Consider the following 17,484-nt stretch of genomic DNA (forward strand, 5'->3'; position numbering starts at 1 on the left):
TGCTTCCGAGGAGTACGGATGAACCGCCGGGCGCGTTCACGGCCGTACCGATGCGGGGCATAGCGTCCCCTTCCTGGTCAACCGCCGTTCGTCGAGGGTGGGTTGGCCGCCGGATCGAGGGTTTCCCCCGTATCCCGGCGGGCCGCGCGCTGCCTATCGTTCGAGCGCGGCCGGCCTCCGGGTGACCCCCGGACGGGGCCGCCGCCATCGCGCCCGGCCGGCCGATCTGCCGCACGTCGATTCACCCCCCTCGCTTCGAGGACGAAGCGAATCGATTCCCCTCCCCCACACTCCGCGCTGCCCGGAGTCCCGGCACGAAAGGCACACCCTTGCGTACCTCGTCGAACCCTTCCCGGGGATCGTCCCCGAGACGGACGCTGATATCCGTCGCCGCACTCTCCGCCGCCCTGCTGACGGCCGCCTCCGTCCAGGCCGCCGTGGCCCAGGAGGCGCCCGCCGACGCGCCGGCCGTCCCCACGGCCCGCACCGAGGCCGCCCCGGGCACCCCGGCCGAGCGGCTCATCGTCGGCTACAAGTCCGGCGCCGCCGAGGCCCGGTCGGACCAGGCCGCCGCCGCCGACGCCGCCGCCAAGGGCGAGCGGACGGGCGAGGACGTCGGCTTCCGGCGCCGCCTGGGCACCGGAGCGGCCCTCGTCGACCTGGGGAAGCGGCCCACGCGCGCCGAAGTCGCCGACGTCGTCGCCGAGTACAGCGCCGACCCGCAGGTCGCCTACGTGGTGCCGGACCGCCTCAACAAGCCGCTGGCCACCCCGAACGACACCGAGTACGCCAAGCAGTGGGACCTGTTCGAGTCCACGGCCGGCATGCGGGTGCCGGGCGCCTGGGATCTCGCCACCGGCAGCGGTGTGACCGTCGCCGTCATCGACACCGGCTATGTCGCCCACTCCGACCTCGCCGCGAACGTCGTCGGCGGCTACGACTTCATCTCCGACACCGCCGTCTCCGTCGACGGCAACGGCCGCGACAGCAACCCGGCCGACCCCGGCGACGGGTACGCCGCCGGCGAGTGCGGCCAGGCCGCCGGCAGCAACTCCTCCTGGCACGGCACCCATGTCGCCGGCACCATCGCCGCCACCACCGGCAACGGCAAGGGCATCGCCGGCATCGCCCACGGCGCGAAGATCTCCCCGGTGCGCGTGCTCGGCAAGTGCGGCGGCTACGACTCCGACATCATCGACGCCATCACCTGGGCGTCCGGCGGCACCGTCTCCGGGGTGCCCGCCAACGCCAACACGGCGAAGGTGATCAACATGAGCCTCGGCGGGGGCGGCGCCTGCTCCACCGCCACCCAGAGCGCCATCAACGGCGCCGTGAGCCGGGGCACCACGGTGGTCGTCGCGGCCGGCAACGAGAACCAGAACGCCGCCAACTCCTCGCCGGCGAACTGCAACAACGTCATCACCGTCGCCGCCACCAACCGCTCCGGCAGCCGCGCCTCCTACTCCAACTACGGCTCCACCGTGGACATCGCCGCCCCCGGCGGCGAGACCCGGACCAGCTCGGCGAACGGCATCCTCTCCACGCTGAACTCCGGCGCCCGCACCCCCTCGACCGAGAACTACGCCTTCTACCAGGGCACCAGCATGGCGGCCCCGCACATCGCGGGCCTCGCCGCGCTGATGAAGTCGGCCGCACCCGCCCTCACCCCGGCGCAGACCGAGTCGGCGATCAAGTCCAACGCCCGTGCCCTGCCCGGCACCTGCTCCGGTGGCTGCGGTGCCGGTCTCGCGGACGCCGCGAAGACCGTCCAGGCCGTCAAGGGCGGTACGTCCACGGGCTCCACCTACGCGAGCTCCACCGCCGTCGCCGTCCCCGACAACGGCCCGGCGATCGAGTCCCCGATCACCGTCTCCGGACGCGGCGGCAACGCGCCGGCCGCCCTCCAGGTGGGCGTGGACATCACCCACACCTACCGCGGCGACCTGGTCGTCGACCTGGTCGCACCGGACGGGCTCGGTGTACCGCCTGAAGTCCGCGAGCTCCTCGGACTCCGCGGATGATGTCCGGACCACCTACACGGTGAACGCCTCCACCGAGACGGCCAACGGGACCTGGAAACTGCGGGTGCAGGACACCGCGTCCTGGGACACCGGCCGGCTCAACGGCTGGCAGCTGACCTTCTGAGCGACCCCACGGGCAGGCGGGTCGGCCGGTGCGGATGGGGCACCGGTCGGCCCGCCGTTCTCTTTTGCGCCGGCACCTGACACACTTAGATACCGGACGCGCTGTTTTCTTTCACATAGCGCGTTTGTTATGTCGGATGTGCCCAAATGCGGTTGCATGCCAGGGCGATGACTGTCGCCGGAGGGTGAGTTATCGTGTACGGGGCGTTAAAACAAACGGCATGACCCGTTCCTTTCCGGCTCAGGAGTTCAGTCGATGGCGAGGCAGGTACGCGCCGAGCAGACCCGCGCGACGATCATCACGGCCGCCGCCGACCTGTTCGACCGGCAGGGGTACGAATCGACCAGTCTCAGTGACATCGTCGAGCACGCCCATGTCACCAAGGGCGCCCTCTACTTCCACTTCGCCGCCAAGGAGGACCTCGCCCACGCCATCCTGGAGCAGCAGTCCGCGACCTGCCGGGGACTGGCCCGGGACACCGAGATACGGGGGCACACCTCCCTGGAGGCGCTGATGCGCCTCACCTTCTCCATAGCCAGGATGTCGGCCGAGGACCCCGTGCTGCGGGCCGGTCTGCGGCTCGCCACCGGCGGCACCCACCCGCGTCCGCCGCTCAGCCATCCGTTCACCGAGTGGCTGGACATCGTCACCGCGCGGCTCCTCGGCGCCGTCAAGGAGGCGGACGTCCATCCGGACGTCGACATCGACGTCGTGGCCCACTCCCTCGTCTGCTTCTTCGTCGGCACCCGCGTCGTCGGCCGCTCCCGCGAATCCGTCGCCCGCCAGCCCCGCCGCACGGCGGAGATGTGGCAGATCCTCATCCGCGGTCTGGTCCCCGTGACCCGGCGCGCCCGCTACCTCAGCCTGGCCGCACGGCTGGAACGGGAGATCGCCCCGGTGTGACGCCCGGCGGCCACGCACGCGCGTTACGGTGAGCCGCATGTCCGACACCCCCACCGCGCCCGTGATCGTCGCCGACCAGCCCGGCACGTTCCCCCACAGTGTGCTGGCCGAGCGGCACCCCGCGATCATCCGGCAGGTGCGCGACGCCTTCCCCTACGAACCCGGGCAGCGCGCCGCACTCGACGCCCTGCTCGCCAACTGCACCCGGGGCACGATCGAACCCCTCCCCGCCGACGCGCACGACCGGGAGCGCTGGACGGCCTGGGGCATGGACACCTATGCCGGCCGCTCCTGGTACGACGTGCCCTGGCTGTGGTCCGAGAGCTGGTTCTACCGCCGACTGCTGCACGCGGTCGGCTACTTCGACCCCGGCCCCTGGCAGGGCATCGACCCGTTCCGCCCCGCCAAACTCGCCGAACTCCACTCGCCCGCCACGGACGAGGAACTGGCCGCGCTCGACGACCTCACCGGCCGCCCGGAGCAGGACCAGGCCACGGCACTGCTGCACGGCTCCCTGTGGGGCAACCGCGCCGACCTCGGCTTCCGGCTGTCCGCCGAAGGAACGCAGGAGACGGCCGCCGTCCCCGCCCTGGTGGCCGACGACAGCGAGCGGCTGTGGCCACTGCTCGGCCCCAGCGGCACGGGCACGCTGTGCCTGGTCGCCGACAACGCGGGCCGCGAACTCGTCCCCGACCTGCTGCTCATCGCACATCTGCTGGCGCACGGCCGCATCGGCCGGGCCCTGCTGCACATCAAGCCGTACCCGTACTACGTCTCCGACGCCACCACCGCCGACGTCCTCGACGCGGTCCGCCGGCTCACCGGCGCCGGGGGAGCGGCGGCCGAGTACGGGCGCGGCCTGTGGGACGCCCTCGCCGACGGCCGCATCACCCTCCGCGCGCACCCCTTCTCCTGCGCGCCCCTGCCCTACGAGGAGATGCCGGACGACCTGCGCGCCGACTTCGCCGCCGCCACGCTCACCGTCTTCAAGGGCGACCTCAACTACCGCCGACTCGTCGGAGACCGCCACTGGCCCCCGACCACCCCCTTCGCGGACGTCACCGCATACTTCCCGGGGCCGGTCGCTGCCCTGCGCACCCTCAAGTCCGACGTGATCACCGGACTGAGCGCCGAGACCGAGGCGGCGCTGACGGCCGCGGAGGGCCGGCGCTGGCGCACGAGCGGCACCCACGCGCTGATCCAGGTACGGACCTGAACTCCACGACTCCCGTACGGAGCAGGGTTCACGCGATGGTGTGATCACCTCCCGGCCGGCGGATGTCACCACCGGGCCACGGGTAGCTCCCGGCCATGACGCAGCCGTTCGAACTCCCGCACTTCTACCTGCCGCACCCCGCGCGGCTCAATCCGCACGTCGACGAGGCCCGCGCCCATTCGACGGCGTGGGCACGCAAGATGGGCATGCTGGAGGGAAGCGGGGTCTGGGAGCAGGCCGACCTCGAGGCGCACGACTACGGCCTGCTCTGCGCCTATACCCACCCCGACTGCGACGGCCCCGCCCTCTCTCTCGTCACCGACTGGTACGTGTGGGTCTTCTTCTTCGACGACCACTTCCTGGAGAAGTACAAACGCATTCAGGACCGCGCCGCCGGCAAGGCCCACCTGGACCGGCTGCCGCTGTTCATGCCGCTCGACCCGGCGACCCCCGTCCCCGAGCCGGACAACCCGGTCGAGGCGGGTCTGGCCGACCTGTGGGCGCGCACCGTGCCCGCGATGTCCGCCGACTGGCGCCGCCGGTTCGCCCTCGCCACCGAACACCTCCTCAACGAGTCGATGTGGGAGCTGTCCAACATCCACGAGGGGCGGATCGCCAACCCCGTCGAGTACATCGAGATGCGCCGCAAGGTGGGAGGCGCCCCCTGGTCGGCGGGACTCGTGGAGTACGCGACCGCCGAAGTCCCCGCCGCCGTCGCCCGGACCCGGCCGCTGCGGGTGCTGATGGAGACGTTCTCCGACGCCGTGCACCTGCGCAACGACCTGTTCTCCTACCAGCGGGAGGTCGAGGACGAGGGCGAACTCAGCAACGGCGTGCTCGTCCTGGAGACGTTCTTCGGCTGCACCACCCAGGAGGCCGCCGACATCGTCAACGACGTCCTCACCTCACGACTGCACCAGTTCGAGCACACCGCGTTGACCGAAGTCCCCGCGGCCGCGCTGGAGAACGGCCTCACCCCGGACCAGCTCGCGGCCGTGGCGGCCTACGTGAAAGGGCTCCAGGACTGGCAGTCCGGCGGTCACGAATGGCATCTGCGCTCCAGCCGGTACATGAACGAGGGCGCGCGTTCCGGCTCCCCCTGGCAGTCGCCGTCCGGCCTCGGCACGTCCGCCGCCGGCATCGGCGCGCTGCTCGCAGGCACCGGGGCCCGCCGCCTGCGCGCCTACACCCACGTGCCGTTCCCCAAGGTCGGCCCGTCGGTCATCCCCCACATCGAGATGCCGTTCGCGCTGCGGCTCAGCCCCGCCCTCGACGGTTCGCGCCGGCATCTGCTGGAGTGGTCCCGGCGCATGGGCATCCTCAGCGAGGGCGTCTGGGACGAGGACAAGCTGGCGAGCTGCGACCTGCCGCTGTGCGCGGCGGGCCTCGACCCGGACGCCACCCAGGAACAGCTCGACCTCGCCTCGGACTGGCTCGCCTTCGGCACCTACGGCGACGACTACTACCCGCTGGTGTACGGCCACCGCCGCGACCTGGCCGCCGCCCGGATGACCACGGCCCGCCTCGCGGCCTGCACCCCCCTCGACGACGGGCCGGTGCCACCGCCCGCCAACGCCATGGAACGCTCCCTGATCGACCTGTGGGCGCGCACGACGGCCGGCATGACCCCCGAGGAGCGCCGCCCCCTGAAGTCGGCGATCGAGGCGATGACCGAGGCCTGGGTGTGGGAGTTGTCCAACCAGATCCAGAACCGCGTCCCGGACCCGGTGGACTACCTGGAGATGCGGCGCGCCACCTTCGGTTCCGATCTCACCCTGGGGCTCTGCCGCGCCGGACACGGGCCGGCGGTGCCGCCCGAGGTCTACCGCAGCGGTCCCGTGCGCTCCCTGGAGAACGCGGCGATCGACTACGCCTGCCTCCTCAACGACGTCTTCTCCTACCAGAAGGAGATCGAGTTCGAGGGAGAGATCCACAACGCGATCCTCGTCGTGCAGAACTTCTTCGGCGTCGACTACCCGACCGCGCTGCCCGTGGTGCAGGACCTGATCAACCAGCGCATGCGCCAGTTCCAGCATGTCGTGGCGCGCGAACTGCCGGTCGTCTACGACGACTTCCAGTTGTCGGAAGACGCACGGAAGATCATGCGGGGCTATGTGACGGACCTGCAGAACTGGATGGCGGGCATCCTCAACTGGCACCGGAGCGTCCCGCGCTACCAGGACGCGTACCTGTCCAGCCGGGTCCACGGCTTCCTCCCGTACCGCACACCGGCTCCACCGGTCCCGGCCTGACGGCCCGGCACTTCCGCCGGAGGCGAACCATGCAACAACCCGCACTGCGGCCCAAGCCCATACCCGGGGCCCCGGGCGGACCCCAGAAGCCCTCCGGGCCCGCCGGGCTACGGCGCGGACGGCCGCTGGTGACTGCGGTGCTCAGCGTGACGGCCGGTGCGGTCCTGGTGCTGTCCGGGGTCGGGCTTGGAGCGATGGGCGCCACCGGCGTCGGCGCGGGCGGCCTGGCCGAGCTGAATCGGCATACGGGAACGGGAACGGCTCCCCTCGCGGGTCGGTCGGCCCATGGCCTGGCCTGTCCGGCGGATCATGCCGGGGAGCGCGTCTGGCACGCCCATCTGCGGCGTTGTCGTCGGTCGCCGACTCCCCCACTCTCGACTTCTCCACCACTCTCGGCTTCTCCACCACTCTCGGCTTCGCTCAAGCGGGGGGACCCCCATGAGCGGGGGGACCCCCATGAGCGGGGGGAGGCCCCATCGCGTCGACTCCCTCCTCCGCCTTGCAGCTGGACGCACCAGACCCCGCTCACCTGGGTTGCACGGCGCCGCCCCTTTCCCCCGACTTGATCCGCCGGACAGGCCCTGGTACCGGGCGACGTGCTCCGCGCCTTCGCCGGTCGGCGCGTCGACTCGGCCGCCGACCTGGCAGTTGCCGTTGCCGGGGCCCGCCGGGCGCCGAGGTGAAGCTGACCGTACGCCGGGCCGGCGGCGGCTACCGGCAGTTGACGGCCGTTCCCGGCGTCGTCACATGACCACCCGGAAGTGGCTGGTGAGCCGCCCCTCGTCGTCCAGGACATGGAAGGCGAGCCCGACCGGCGCGTCCCGGTCCGCGATCTGCTCGCCCTCCCAGGGCAGCCGCAACGTCCATGTCACGCCGGGCCCGACCAGCACGGGGCGGCCGGCGAACGTGGTGGCGGCCGGGGTGTGGGCGTGACCGGTGATCAGCCCGGCCACCCGGGGTCGGCGCGCCAGCAGGTCCGCCAGCCGTTCCGGGGCGCGCAGGGGGTAGGAGTCGGGCAGGGGGTGGTGCAGCGGTACCGGCGGGTGGTGGAAGGCGAGCACGGCCGGCAGACCGTCGGGGAGTCCGTCGAGCGTCGATTCGATCCACGCACAGGTCTCGGCGTCCAGCTCGCCGTCGTCGCGCCCCGGGATGCTCGAGTCGCACATCAGCACGGCGCCGCCGTCCAGCACATGCACGCTGTTGACCGGCCCGTCGGCGGCCGGCTGCCCCAGCAGCGCCGTGCGGTACGGCACCCGGCTGTCGTGGTTGCCCGGACAGGTCAGCACCGGGAACGGGGCGCTTCCGTCGCGCAGCCCCAGCAGGCGGGCGGCCTCCTCGTACTCGGCCTCGGTGCCGTGGTCCGCGATGTCCCCGGTCACCAGCAGCGCGTCGGGCCGGACCGGCAGCTCCCACAGCCGGTCGCGCACCCGCCGGGCGCGCTCGGTCGCCCTGGCGGTTCCGTCCAGATGCAGATCGCTGATGTGCGCGAGTACCAGCACGGTCGTACGCCTCCTCGGCTGTGCCTGCCCATGTCCGATGGTGATCTCATCATGAGATTGAGACCTCATGGCTGGGCAAATGAGCCATTAGTCGGGAAGGACCGCGGCACGAAGACGGCGAACCGGCTCGCGTCGCTCCCGCCCGCCGGGCAGGATGCTGCCCGTAGCCCCGACGTCCGCCCTGGGAGGCCCCCGGATGACCGGCACCACGCCCGCGTCCTTCACCGCCGACGACTACAAGGCCCGCATGGAGCGTGCCGCGCGGCAGGCCGCCGACGCCGGACTCGCCGGACTGCTCGTCGCGCCCGGCCCCGACCTGGTGTGGCTCACCGGTTACACCCCCACCGCGGTCACCGAGCGGCTCACCCTGCTGGTCCTGGCGCCCGGCCGGGACCCCGTGCTCGTCGTCCCCACCCTGGAGGCCCCGGACGCCGCACACGCCACCGGCGCCCCCGCCCTCACCCTGCGCGACTGGACCGACGGCAAGGACCCCTACGCCGTCACCGCCGCCCTGCTGGACGCGGGCGGCAGGTACGGCATCAGCGACAACGCCTGGGCCATGCACCTGCTCGGCCTGCAAAGGACGCTCCCCGGCACCTCCTACGCCTCCCTCACCGAGGCACTGCCCATGCTGCGCGCCGTCAAGGACGCGGCGGAACTCCGCCTCCTCGCCGAAGCCGGAGCGGCCGCCGACGCCGCGTTCGAGGAGGTCAGGTGCGTCGCCTTCGCCGGCCGCCGCGAGGTGGACGTCGCCGCCGATCTCGCCGCCCTGCTGCGCCGGTTCGGCCACTCCCAGGTCGACTTCACCATCGTGGCCTCCGGACCCAACGCCGCCAACCCGCACCACGAGGTCGGCGACCGCGTCATCGAACGCGGCGACATGGTCGTCCTCGACTTCGGCGGCCTCAAGGGCGGCTACGGCTCCGACACCTCCCGCACCGTGCACGTCGGCGAACCCACCGAGGAGGAACGCCGGGTGCACGACCTCGTGCGCGAGGCGCAGGAGGCGGGCTTCCGCGCGGTGCGTCCCGGCGCCGCCTGCCAGGACGTCGACCGGGCCGCCCGCGCGGTCATCGCGGACGCCGGGTACGGGGAGTACTTCATCCACCGCACCGGGCACGGCATCGGCGTCACCACGCACGAACCGCCGTACATGATCGAGGGCGAGGAGCAGCCCCTCGTCCCCGGCATGTGCTTCTCCGTCGAACCCGGCGTCTATCTGCCCGGCCGGTTCGGTGTGCGCATCGAGGACATCGTCACCGTGACCGAGGACGGCGGGCGGCGGCTGAACGACACCACGCGGGAGATGGTCATAGTGGACTGAACGGCCCCAGACGTCCCCTCCCTGCCTCCCCGAACGGCAATGGCGCGACATGACCCAGGCACCGACACCCACCGCGGACACCGTCCGCCGACTGGCCCGCACCCTGCTCAAGGGCAGGGACACGGGCGGCACGGCAGCCGCGGCCGGACCCGACGTCCGGCCCGTCTCCGAAGGAGCCTCCGCCTGGTGGGTCGGCGCCCACCATGTGCTGCGTCTCGCCCCGGACCGCGAGGCGAGCGCCCGTCGGCGCCGCGAAGCGCGGCTGCGCGACCTCGTCCGGCCGCATGTGCCGGTGGCGCTGCCGGCGTTGGCGGCGCAGGGGGAGTGGGCGCCCGGGCTGCTCTGCACCCTCGACACCCGGCTGCCCGGCGGGACGGCGGAGGAGCACACCGTCTCCGCCGTCGGCGAGACCGATCTGGCCGGGCTGCTGACGGGGCTGCGCGAGGTGCCGGCGCGGCAGGCGGCGACACTCGGCGTGCCGCGGGTGGCCCCGAGGTCGCTCGAGGCCCTGCGCCGGGCCGCCCGGGAGGCCGCCGAACGGCTGGCCGCGGCCGACGAGTTCGACTCCGGACGGCTGGACCAGCTCACCCCGCCCGCCGCGGTCCAGCTCGCCGCCCAGCCCGGCACGGCGGTCCTCGTCCACCGCGCCCTCACCGGGGAGCACCTCCTTCTCGCCGCGGACGGCCGGGTGCGCGGCGTCCTCGGCTGGGACGCGGCGGCGGTCGGCGACCCCGCCGAGGACATCGCGGGCCTCGCGGCCGCCGTCGGCGCCCCGGCCGCCGTCCGCGCCGCCACGCTCGCCGGGTACGGCGCCCGCGCCTGCCTGCGCGGCCTCTGGCTGGCCCGCTGCGACGCCGTCGTCCATCTCGCCAACGCCCTCGCCGGCCGCACCGCCGGCCCGCTGCCGCTCCTGCGCACCCGGCTGCGACGGGCCTGGGAACCGATCATGCTGGAGCGGGTGACGGACCTCAGGGACGGCGTGGAAATGCCCTGACCACCGCGCCCGTCATTCCCGCAGCACCGCCGCCGACTCCGCGGGCAGCCGCAGCACCCCGTCCGCGTCCGGCGTCTCCACGGGCTCCCACGCCGCGAGGATCCGCGCGCCGGGAACACCCAGGGGGACGGCGGCGGGCCGATCCCCGAGGTTCACGGCGACCAGGATGTCGCCGCGCCGGAAGGCCAGCCAGCGCTGCTCCTCGTCGTAGGCCACCTTGGTGTCGCCGAGGTCCGGGTCGGTCAGGTCCGGCTGTGCGTGCCGCAGGGCGATCAGCTGCCGGTACCAGGCCTGCACGCGCGCGTGCGGCTCGCGGTCCGGTTCCGACCAGTCCAGACAGGAGCGGTCGCGGGTGGCGGGGTCCTGCGGATCGGGCACGTCCTCCCCGGCCCAGCCGTGCGCCGCGAACTCCCGCCGTCTGCCCGCGCTCACCGCCTTGGCGAGTTCCGGGTCGGTGTGGTCGGTGAAGAACTGCCAGGGCGTGCCGGCCGCCCACTCCTCGCCCATGAACAGCATCGGTGTGAAAGGCGCGGTGAGCGTGAGGGCCGCCGCGCAGGCCAGCAGCCCGGGGGAGACGAGCGCGGCCAGCCGGTCCCCCTGGGCCCGGTTGCCGACCTGGTCGTGGGTCTGGCTGTAGCCGAGGAGCCGGTGCGCGGCCACCCGGTCGCGGTCCAGCGGGCGGCCGTGGCGCCGGCCCCGGAAACTGGAGTACGTCCCGTCGTGGAAGAAGCCGCCGGTGAGCGTCTTCGCGAGGGCCGCGAGCGGTGCGCGCGCGAAGTCGGCGTAGTAGCCGCCCGATTCACCGGTCACGGCGGTGTGCAGGGCATGGTGGAAGTCGTCGTTCCACTGCGCGTGCAGCCCGTAACCGCCGTCCTCGCGCGGTGTGATGAGCCGGGGGTCGTTCAGATCCGACTCGGCGATGAGGAACAGCGGCCGGCCGGTGTCGGCGGCGAGGGCGTCCACGGCCCCGGACAGCTCCTCCAGGAAGTGGGACGCGCGCGTGTCCACCAGCGCGTGCACCGCGTCCAGCCGCAGCCCGTCGATCCGGTAGTCCCGCAGCCACGCCAGCGCGCTCTCCATGAAATACGCGCGCACCTCGTCGGAGCCGGGCGCGTCCAGATTGACCGCCATGCCCCAGGGGGTGTGGTGGGTGTCCGTGAAATACGGGCCGAACTGCGGCAGATAGTTCCCCGACGGCCCCAGATGGTTGTGTACGACATCCAGGACGACGCCGAGTCCCAGGGCGTGCGCCCGGTCGACAAACCGTTTCAGCCCCTCGGGCCCGCCGTACGGCTCGTGCACGGCCCACGGCGACACCCCCTCGTACCCCCACCCGTGCCGACCCGGGAACGGACACACCGGCATCAGCTCCACATGCGTCACGCCCAGGTCCGCGAGATGACCGAGCCGCTCGGCGGCGGCGTCGAAGGTGCCCTCGCGCGTGTACGTGCCCACGTGCAGCTCGTACAGCACCGCTCCGGGCAGCGGACGCCCGACCCACTCCGAACGCCAGGTGAACCGGTCGTGGTCCACGACGGCACTGGGCCCGTCCGGCCCGTCCGGCTGGCGGCGCGAGCGCGGATCGGGCAGCACGGGACCGTCGTCCAGCGCGAAGCCGTACCGGGAGCCGTCGTGCGCCTCGGCCTCTCCCGTCCACCACCCCTCACGCTGCGGATCGCGCTCCAACGCGCGCGTGACGCCGTCGCACTGGAGCGTCACTCTGCCGGCCTGCGGTGCCCACACCTCGAACTGCACGGACGGTTCCCCTTCGTCTGCTCACCGTGATGTAGCCCGTCCATCGTGCGTCATCGGAGATCAATTCGTCGCGGGATCCTCCCTTTTGCGGCAGGTGTCGCCGGCTGTCCTGTGTCCCTGCCGTTCCCCCCGGTTTCTGGACAGCCCGGCCGTCACTGGCCGACAATCAACAGCGTGAAGTCGTCCTTCGAGTTCCACACGTACCCCGCGCGGCTGTCCGACGCGGAGCGCGACAAGGCGCTGAGCGTGCTGCGGGACGGCGTCGCCAAGGGCCGTCTGTCGCACGACACGTTCATCCGACGCATGGAACTCGCGCTCACCGCGCGGCGTTCCGACGAACTCGCCGCCCTCACCGCCGACCTCCCGAGGGAAAGCCGTTTCTCCCGCGTGGTGTTCGGCACGGTCGAGGCGGTGTCCGGCTTCACCGTGCGGCTGCGCCGGGCCTGGCAGGCCGAGAAGCTGCCCAAGCTGCTGCTGCCGCACCCGGGGGCCGGACACCCGCTGCGCATAGGGCGCGATCCCGCCAGCGGGCTGCGCCTCAGTCATGAGACGGTCTCCCGCGTACACGCCGAACTCCGGCACCAGGGCGGCCTGTGGGTGCTGCGGGACCTCGGCTCGACCAACGGCACGACGGTGAACGGACGCCGGGTGGTCGGCGCGGCTGTCGTGCGCGACGGCGACCAGATCGGCTTCGGCCAGATCACCTACCGGCTCGCGGCAAACTGAACGCGCCGGTCCGGGCCGCCCCGCCACCTCACCGTGCCCGCCGCGGTGTTGACGTACCCCCCGAAGTCGTGACTCACTGTGCGTACCCCCCCCGCACTCCTGGTGAGAAGACGGCACCACTTCGTGGAGGTGTGCCCTGCCGCCCCTCCTGCGCTATCCGACCGTCGACGAACTGGGCGCGCGGGCCGCCGCCCTCGTCGCCCGGCATCCCCGCGACGCCCGGCTGCGCCGCGTCGGCGTCTCCCGCGCGGGCCTTCCCCTGTGGCTGCTGAGCATCGGCCATGGTGCCCGCCAGGCCCTCGTCGTCGCCGGACCGCACGCCAACGAGCCCGTGGGCGGCGCCACCGTAATGCGGCTGGCCGAGCGCGCCCTGGCCGACCCCCGGCTCACCGAGGGCGCCGACGCCACCTGGAACCTGCTGCTCTGCCTGGACCCCGACGGCCTGCGCCGCAACGAGCGCTGGCTGACCGGCCCGTACACCCTCGGCCACCACTTCCGTCACTTCTTCCGGCCCGGCTTCCTGGAACAACCCGAATGGCTGCCCGACGGCGCCGCTGCCGCCGCACTGCCGGAGACCCGCGCCCTGCTCGCCCTCCAGGACGAACTGCGGCCGTTCCTCCAGTGCTCGCTGCACGGGGTGGACGTCGGCGGGGGCTTCGTCGAACTCACCCATGACCTGCCCGGCCTCGACCGGCGGGTCGCGGGCATCGCCGCCCGCCTCGGCATCCCGCGCGAGCTCGGCGCCTACGACGCCCTGTACTGGCCGGGCCTCGGTCCCGCCGTCTACCGGATCCCGCCCCCGCACCGCCGTGACCTCGCCGCGGCGATCACCGAGGCCGCCGTCGAGTCGACGTGGTTCCACCCGCACCGGTACGGCACCGTGACCGCGGTCGTCGAGGCGCCCATGTGGGGCGTGCCGGCCGTCGGGGACGGCTCCCCGCACCCCGACGCGGAGGCGGAACTGCGCTCCGTCAGCCGCACGCTGCGCGAGGACACGCGGGTGCTGCGCGCGCTGACGGCCCGGATCCGGCCGTACGTCTCCGGCGTGCCCGACGCGGCGCGGCTGCTCGCCCCGGTCGACGACTATTTACTGGTCTGCCCCGGCCTCGCCGACGCGTGGGACCCCGATTGCCGTAACGATTCTGCGCATCCGATGCCGCCCATGGCCACCGCCGGCCTCACCGCTTTGCGCCTCGCCGGACGGCGGCTGGCCCTGCGCACCGCGGGGCTGCTGCACCAGCTGGTGACCCGCGCGGGGCGCGATCCGGCGGGGGCGCTGCCGGAGCTGGACCGGCTGATCGACGCGCGGTGCGCGGACTACCGGGACGTCCTGGGGGCGCGGTGGATCACCGTCGGACGTCAGGCCGAGTACCAGACACGGGTCGTGCTCGCCGCGTTCGCGCTGGCCGCGGGGCGCACACCGGAACGCTCCCGTTCGGGTGAGCCGGGGTGGGGTTCGGGGGCCGCCGTGCCGATGCAACGGGAATGACGCATACCTCAGTGAAAGCGGTACGGGCGGCTCTGGCCGCCGCTGTTGTCCTGCTCGCCTGCGCGGCACCCGCACGGGCGAACTCCGCGGGCCTCGCCGCCCAGGAGAGCTGGCTGATGCTCTCGGTCAGCCAAGGAGAGACGACGTCCGCGTCGGCGGACGGCACGATGCTGCGCTGCGACCCGCCCGGGGGCGAGCACCGGCGGGCCGCCGACGCCTGCGCGGTGCTGGCCGCGGCGGACGGGCGCATCGCCGACGTCCCGTCGGAGGACGCCGTCTGCCCGATGGTCTACGCCCCGGTGACGGCGCACGCCCACGGCATGTGGCGCGACCGCCCCGTCACCTACACGGAAACCTTCCCCAACACCTGCACCCTGACCGCCCGAACAGGCCCCATCTTCGACCTCCCCCCGCAATAACGCCCCCGCTCCGGCGCCACGCGCGGACCTCGCCCCCTGCCCCCGTTCCCGCGGGCAGTCGTGCCTCCCCCAGTGCCTTAAGGGCCTGGGAGGTACCCCCAGGGCGGCACGGGTGGGCGCGACGGCACCCCGTTTGCGCCGGGCTGCGTGAACACCCCCCGGCGTTACCCGCCCGGCGGCGCGGATGTCACGTACGTGCGCAGGCGTGCCGGTGCGCGGGTGAGCCGGGTGTGGGTTCGCTTGCCGGCGCTTGGCGGGTGCCGCTGCGCCCACCCGTGCCGCCCCAGCGGCACGACTGCCCGCAGCTGCGGTGGGTCGGGGCGGTTGCCGCGCGTGAGCCCGCCGGTCCCGCACTACCCACCCACCGCAGGCGCACTCAGTCCGCGGTCCGCTCCAGCAGCGCCACCGGCAACCGTCCGAACAACTCCGCCAACTCCGCCTGCCCCGAGAACTCCCGCCCCGACCCCGGCGACAGCGCATCGACCCACCGCCCCGCCGGCAGCGGCAGCCGTGTGTCGCGCCAGCCGCCCGCCTCCGCCAGCCGCAGCGACAGACGGGTCACGGCGGTCAGCACCTCCCCGGAGCGGACGAACGCCGTGCAGTGCGCCGCCGCGGGCCCCTCGGCGGACAGCGGCTCGTACGACGCCGTGTCACCGAAGACATCCGGCCGCCGCGCCCGCAACCCCAACGCCCCCCGCGTCACAGCCTCCTTTTCGCCCCCGTCGCTCTCAAACCGCACGGTCCCCCGGTTGTCCGGATCAACCAGCGCCCGGTACTCCCGCTCCGTCCCCTGATACAGATCAGGCACCCCAGGCATCGTCAGATGCACAAGAGCCGCCCCCAGCACGTTCGCCCGGATATGCGGCTCCAGCGACGCACGGAACTCCGCCACCCGCTCGCCCGGCACCCCACACGGCCCCGCCGCCACGAACCGCGCCACCGCCTCCTCATACGCCGGTTCCTGCTCGGTCCAGCTGGTGTACAGCCCCGCCTCGCGCACATGCTTCAGCAGCGCCGCCTGGACCCGCTCCTCCTCCGCCGGCCCCAGCCCGAACACCGTCTGCCAGGCCGCCCACGCCAGCTGCGCGTCGGGCACGCCCTCACCCGCGCGCGTCACCTCCGCGACGACGTCCGCCCAGCGCTCCGGGCACTCGGTGAGCACATGCAGCGCCGCCCGCACATCGGCGCTGCGCTTGGCATCGTGCGTGGACACCACCGTCCCCGTGGCCGGCCAGTCGCGCTGCACGCGCGCGCAGTACGCGTGGAACCGTTCCGGCGACACCGCCGGACGGCCGGGGTCACCGCCCACCTCCGTCGCCGACAGCAGCGGCACATACCGGTAGAACCCGGTGTCCTCGACGGACTTGGCCCGCAGCGCCGACGCCGTCTGCGCGAACCGCGTACGGAACTCCACGTGCGCCGGCCCGTCCCCGTACCGTCCGAGCACCAGATCCCGTACGACATCCACCGCCCCTGCCTCCTCAGGGACGGCGAAGGCGAGCCGCGCCTCGGCGGCCGCCTCCTCGGTCACCACACCACCGGCGTCGACGGACGAGTAGGGCCGGTAGACCTCCAGCCGGACCAGCAGCTCCTGGAGCGCGGTGCGCAGCGCCCAGGGCGCGCGGTCGCGCAGCGCGGTCTCCGGCGAGGTCGCGCACAGCCGGCTCGTCAGCCGGACCAGCCGGTCCACCTCGGCGGCCAGCTCGTGCGTGAGCACCTTGTACGCCGCGCGCCGCACCGTGGCGTCCCAGTCGCCGCCCCGGTCCGTCCGCGGGGCCGCGAACCGCCGGTACTGGCCGAGCAGCTCCCCGAACCCGGCCGGGTCGGTGAACAGGCCGTCCACGTGCCGCAGGGCGTCGTAGCCGGTGGTGCCCGCGACGGGCCAGGAGGCGGGCAGCGTCTCGTCGTCGGCGAGGATCTTCTCCACCACCGTCCACCGTCCGCCCGTGGCCTCGTGCAACCGTCGCAGATAGCCGTCGGGGTCGGCGAGTCCGTCGGGGTGGTCGACGCGCAGCCCGTCGATCACGCCCTCCCGGAGCAGCTCCAGGGTCTTGGCGTGGGTCGCCTCGAACACCTCCGGGTCCTCCACGCGCACCCCGATCAGCTCGGAGATGCTGAAGAACCGCCGGTAGTTGAGCTCGGTCCGGGCCAGGCGCCACCACACGGGCCGGTACCACTGCGCGTCCAGCAACTGGGGCAGCGGCAGCCCCTCGGTGCCCTCGCGCAGCGGGAACACGTGGTCGTAGTAGCGCAGCACGTCGCCGTCCGTCTTCAGGTTGGCCGCCTCGCCGCCCAGCGGCCCGCCCAGCACCGGCAGCAGCACCTGCCCGCCCTGCGCCTCCCAGTCGATGTCGAACCACCGCGCGAAGGGCGAGGACGGGCCGTCGCGCAGCACCTCCCACAGGGCGCGGTTGTGACGCGGGACCATCGCCATGTGGTTGGGGACGATGTCCACGACCAGCCCGAGCCCGTGCTCCCGCGCGGTGCGCGCCAGGGCCCGCAGACCCTCCGCACCGCCGAGTTCCTCGCGCACGCGCGTGTGGTCCACCACGTCATAGCCGTGCAGCGAGCCGGGCACGGCTTCCAGGACGGGCGACAGATGCAGATGGGACACGCCGAGCGAGGCCACGTACGGCACGGCGTCCGCCGCGGCCCGGAACGGGAAGGCGGGCTGCAGCTGCAGCCGGTACGTGGCCGTGGGCACCGCCGGTTCAGGTCGCTCAGGGGTCATGGAAACCTACGTACCCCCGTGGCGGCCTTTC

13 protein-coding genes and 1 pseudogene are annotated in these 17,484 nt (G+C 73.2%); 9 read left to right on the forward strand and 5 right to left on the reverse strand.

Annotated features, from left to right (window positions below; translation table 11 throughout):
• Positions 1 to 329: 329 nt before the first annotated feature.
• The 4 genes and pseudogenes from AB0L56_RS15775 (at position 330) to cyc2 (ending at position 6,516) form a co-directional block, all read left to right on the forward strand.
• Positions 330 to 2,145 (forward strand): annotated as a pseudogene (locus AB0L56_RS15775) (S8 family serine peptidase).
• A gap of 255 nt (positions 2,146 to 2,400) precedes the next feature.
• Positions 2,401 to 3,048, forward strand: a complete 648-nt coding sequence (locus AB0L56_RS15780) for a ScbR family autoregulator-binding transcription factor (RefSeq protein ID WP_365423548.1) — start codon at positions 2,401 to 2,403, stop codon at positions 3,046 to 3,048.
• 37 nt (positions 3,049 to 3,085) lie between these two features.
• A complete protein-coding gene (locus AB0L56_RS15785; protein WP_365423551.1) occupies positions 3,086 to 4,264 on the forward strand; it encodes a damage-control phosphatase ARMT1 family protein in 1,179 nt (392 codons plus the stop codon).
• Positions 4,265 to 4,359: 95 nt separating this feature from the next.
• Positions 4,360 to 6,516 (forward strand): germacradienol/geosmin synthase Cyc2, encoded by a 2,157-nt coding sequence (gene cyc2, locus AB0L56_RS15790; RefSeq protein WP_365423554.1) that lies wholly within the window; start codon positions 4,360 to 4,362, stop codon positions 6,514 to 6,516.
• 107 nt (positions 6,517 to 6,623) lie between these two features.
• Here the strand turns inward: cyc2 and AB0L56_RS15795 are convergent, their stop codons facing one another.
• A complete protein-coding gene (locus tag AB0L56_RS15795; RefSeq protein ID WP_365423557.1) occupies positions 6,624 to 6,761 on the reverse strand; it encodes a hypothetical protein in 138 nt (45 codons plus the stop codon).
• A gap of 498 nt (positions 6,762 to 7,259) precedes the next feature.
• The gene (locus tag AB0L56_RS15800) at positions 7,260 to 8,015 is read right to left on the reverse strand and encodes a metallophosphoesterase (protein ID WP_365423560.1); all 756 of its coding nucleotides are present in this window, start codon (positions 8,013 to 8,015) and stop codon (positions 7,260 to 7,262) included.
• A 196-nt stretch (positions 8,016 to 8,211) separates the two neighbouring features.
• On the opposite strand from AB0L56_RS15800, the gene AB0L56_RS15805 reads away from it, so the two are divergent.
• Together AB0L56_RS15805 and AB0L56_RS15810 are read left to right on the forward strand one after the other, a co-directional pair.
• Positions 8,212 to 9,339 carry a Xaa-Pro peptidase family protein gene (locus tag AB0L56_RS15805; RefSeq protein ID WP_365423563.1) on the forward strand — a complete coding sequence of 376 codons (1,128 nt, stop codon included), beginning with the start codon at positions 8,212 to 8,214 and terminating at the stop codon, positions 9,337 to 9,339.
• Between the two features lie 49 nt (positions 9,340 to 9,388).
• On the forward strand, positions 9,389 to 10,333 hold the full coding sequence (locus tag AB0L56_RS15810) for a phosphotransferase (protein WP_365423566.1): 945 nt from the start codon (positions 9,389 to 9,391) through the stop codon (positions 10,331 to 10,333).
• A 12-nt stretch (positions 10,334 to 10,345) separates the two neighbouring features.
• Here AB0L56_RS15810 and treZ read toward each other — a convergent pair whose 3' ends face one another.
• Positions 10,346 to 12,088 carry a malto-oligosyltrehalose trehalohydrolase gene (treZ, locus tag AB0L56_RS15815; RefSeq protein ID WP_365423569.1) on the reverse strand — a complete coding sequence of 581 codons (1,743 nt, stop codon included), beginning with the start codon at positions 12,086 to 12,088 and terminating at the stop codon, positions 10,346 to 10,348.
• A 174-nt stretch (positions 12,089 to 12,262) separates the two neighbouring features.
• On the opposite strand from treZ, the gene AB0L56_RS15820 reads away from it, so the two are divergent.
• Entirely contained in the window at positions 12,263 to 12,814 is a 552-nt protein-coding gene (locus AB0L56_RS15820; protein ID WP_365423572.1) for a DUF1707 and FHA domain-containing protein, read from the forward strand.
• A 73-nt stretch (positions 12,815 to 12,887) separates the two neighbouring features.
• Here AB0L56_RS15820 and AB0L56_RS15825 read toward each other — a convergent pair whose 3' ends face one another.
• Positions 12,888 to 13,133 (reverse strand): hypothetical protein, encoded by a 246-nt coding sequence (locus AB0L56_RS15825; protein ID WP_365423575.1) that lies wholly within the window; start codon positions 13,131 to 13,133, stop codon positions 12,888 to 12,890.
• On the opposite strand from AB0L56_RS15825, the gene AB0L56_RS15830 reads away from it, so the two are divergent.
• Both AB0L56_RS15830 and AB0L56_RS15835 read left to right on the forward strand, forming a co-directional pair.
• The gene (locus tag AB0L56_RS15830; RefSeq protein WP_365423772.1) at positions 13,038 to 14,303 is read left to right on the forward strand and encodes a M14 family zinc carboxypeptidase; all 1,266 of its coding nucleotides are present in this window, start codon (positions 13,038 to 13,040) and stop codon (positions 14,301 to 14,303) included. The two genes, AB0L56_RS15825 and AB0L56_RS15830, sit on opposite strands and share 96 nt — an antisense overlap.
• Positions 14,300 to 14,722, forward strand: coding sequence for an SSI family serine proteinase inhibitor (locus AB0L56_RS15835; protein ID WP_365423578.1), 423 nt, complete (start codon positions 14,300 to 14,302; stop codon positions 14,720 to 14,722). Before AB0L56_RS15830 ends, AB0L56_RS15835 begins: the two co-directional genes overlap by 4 nt.
• Before the next feature lie 376 nt (positions 14,723 to 15,098).
• Here AB0L56_RS15835 and treY read toward each other — a convergent pair whose 3' ends face one another.
• Positions 15,099 to 17,453 (reverse strand): malto-oligosyltrehalose synthase, encoded by a 2,355-nt coding sequence (gene treY, locus AB0L56_RS15840; protein ID WP_365423581.1) that lies wholly within the window; start codon positions 17,451 to 17,453, stop codon positions 15,099 to 15,101.
• Between the last annotated feature and the right edge of the window lie 31 nt (positions 17,454 to 17,484).

This window comes from Streptomyces sp. NPDC052079 (assembly GCF_040680275.1).
Classification (GTDB): domain Bacteria; phylum Actinomycetota; class Actinomycetes; order Streptomycetales; family Streptomycetaceae; genus Streptomyces.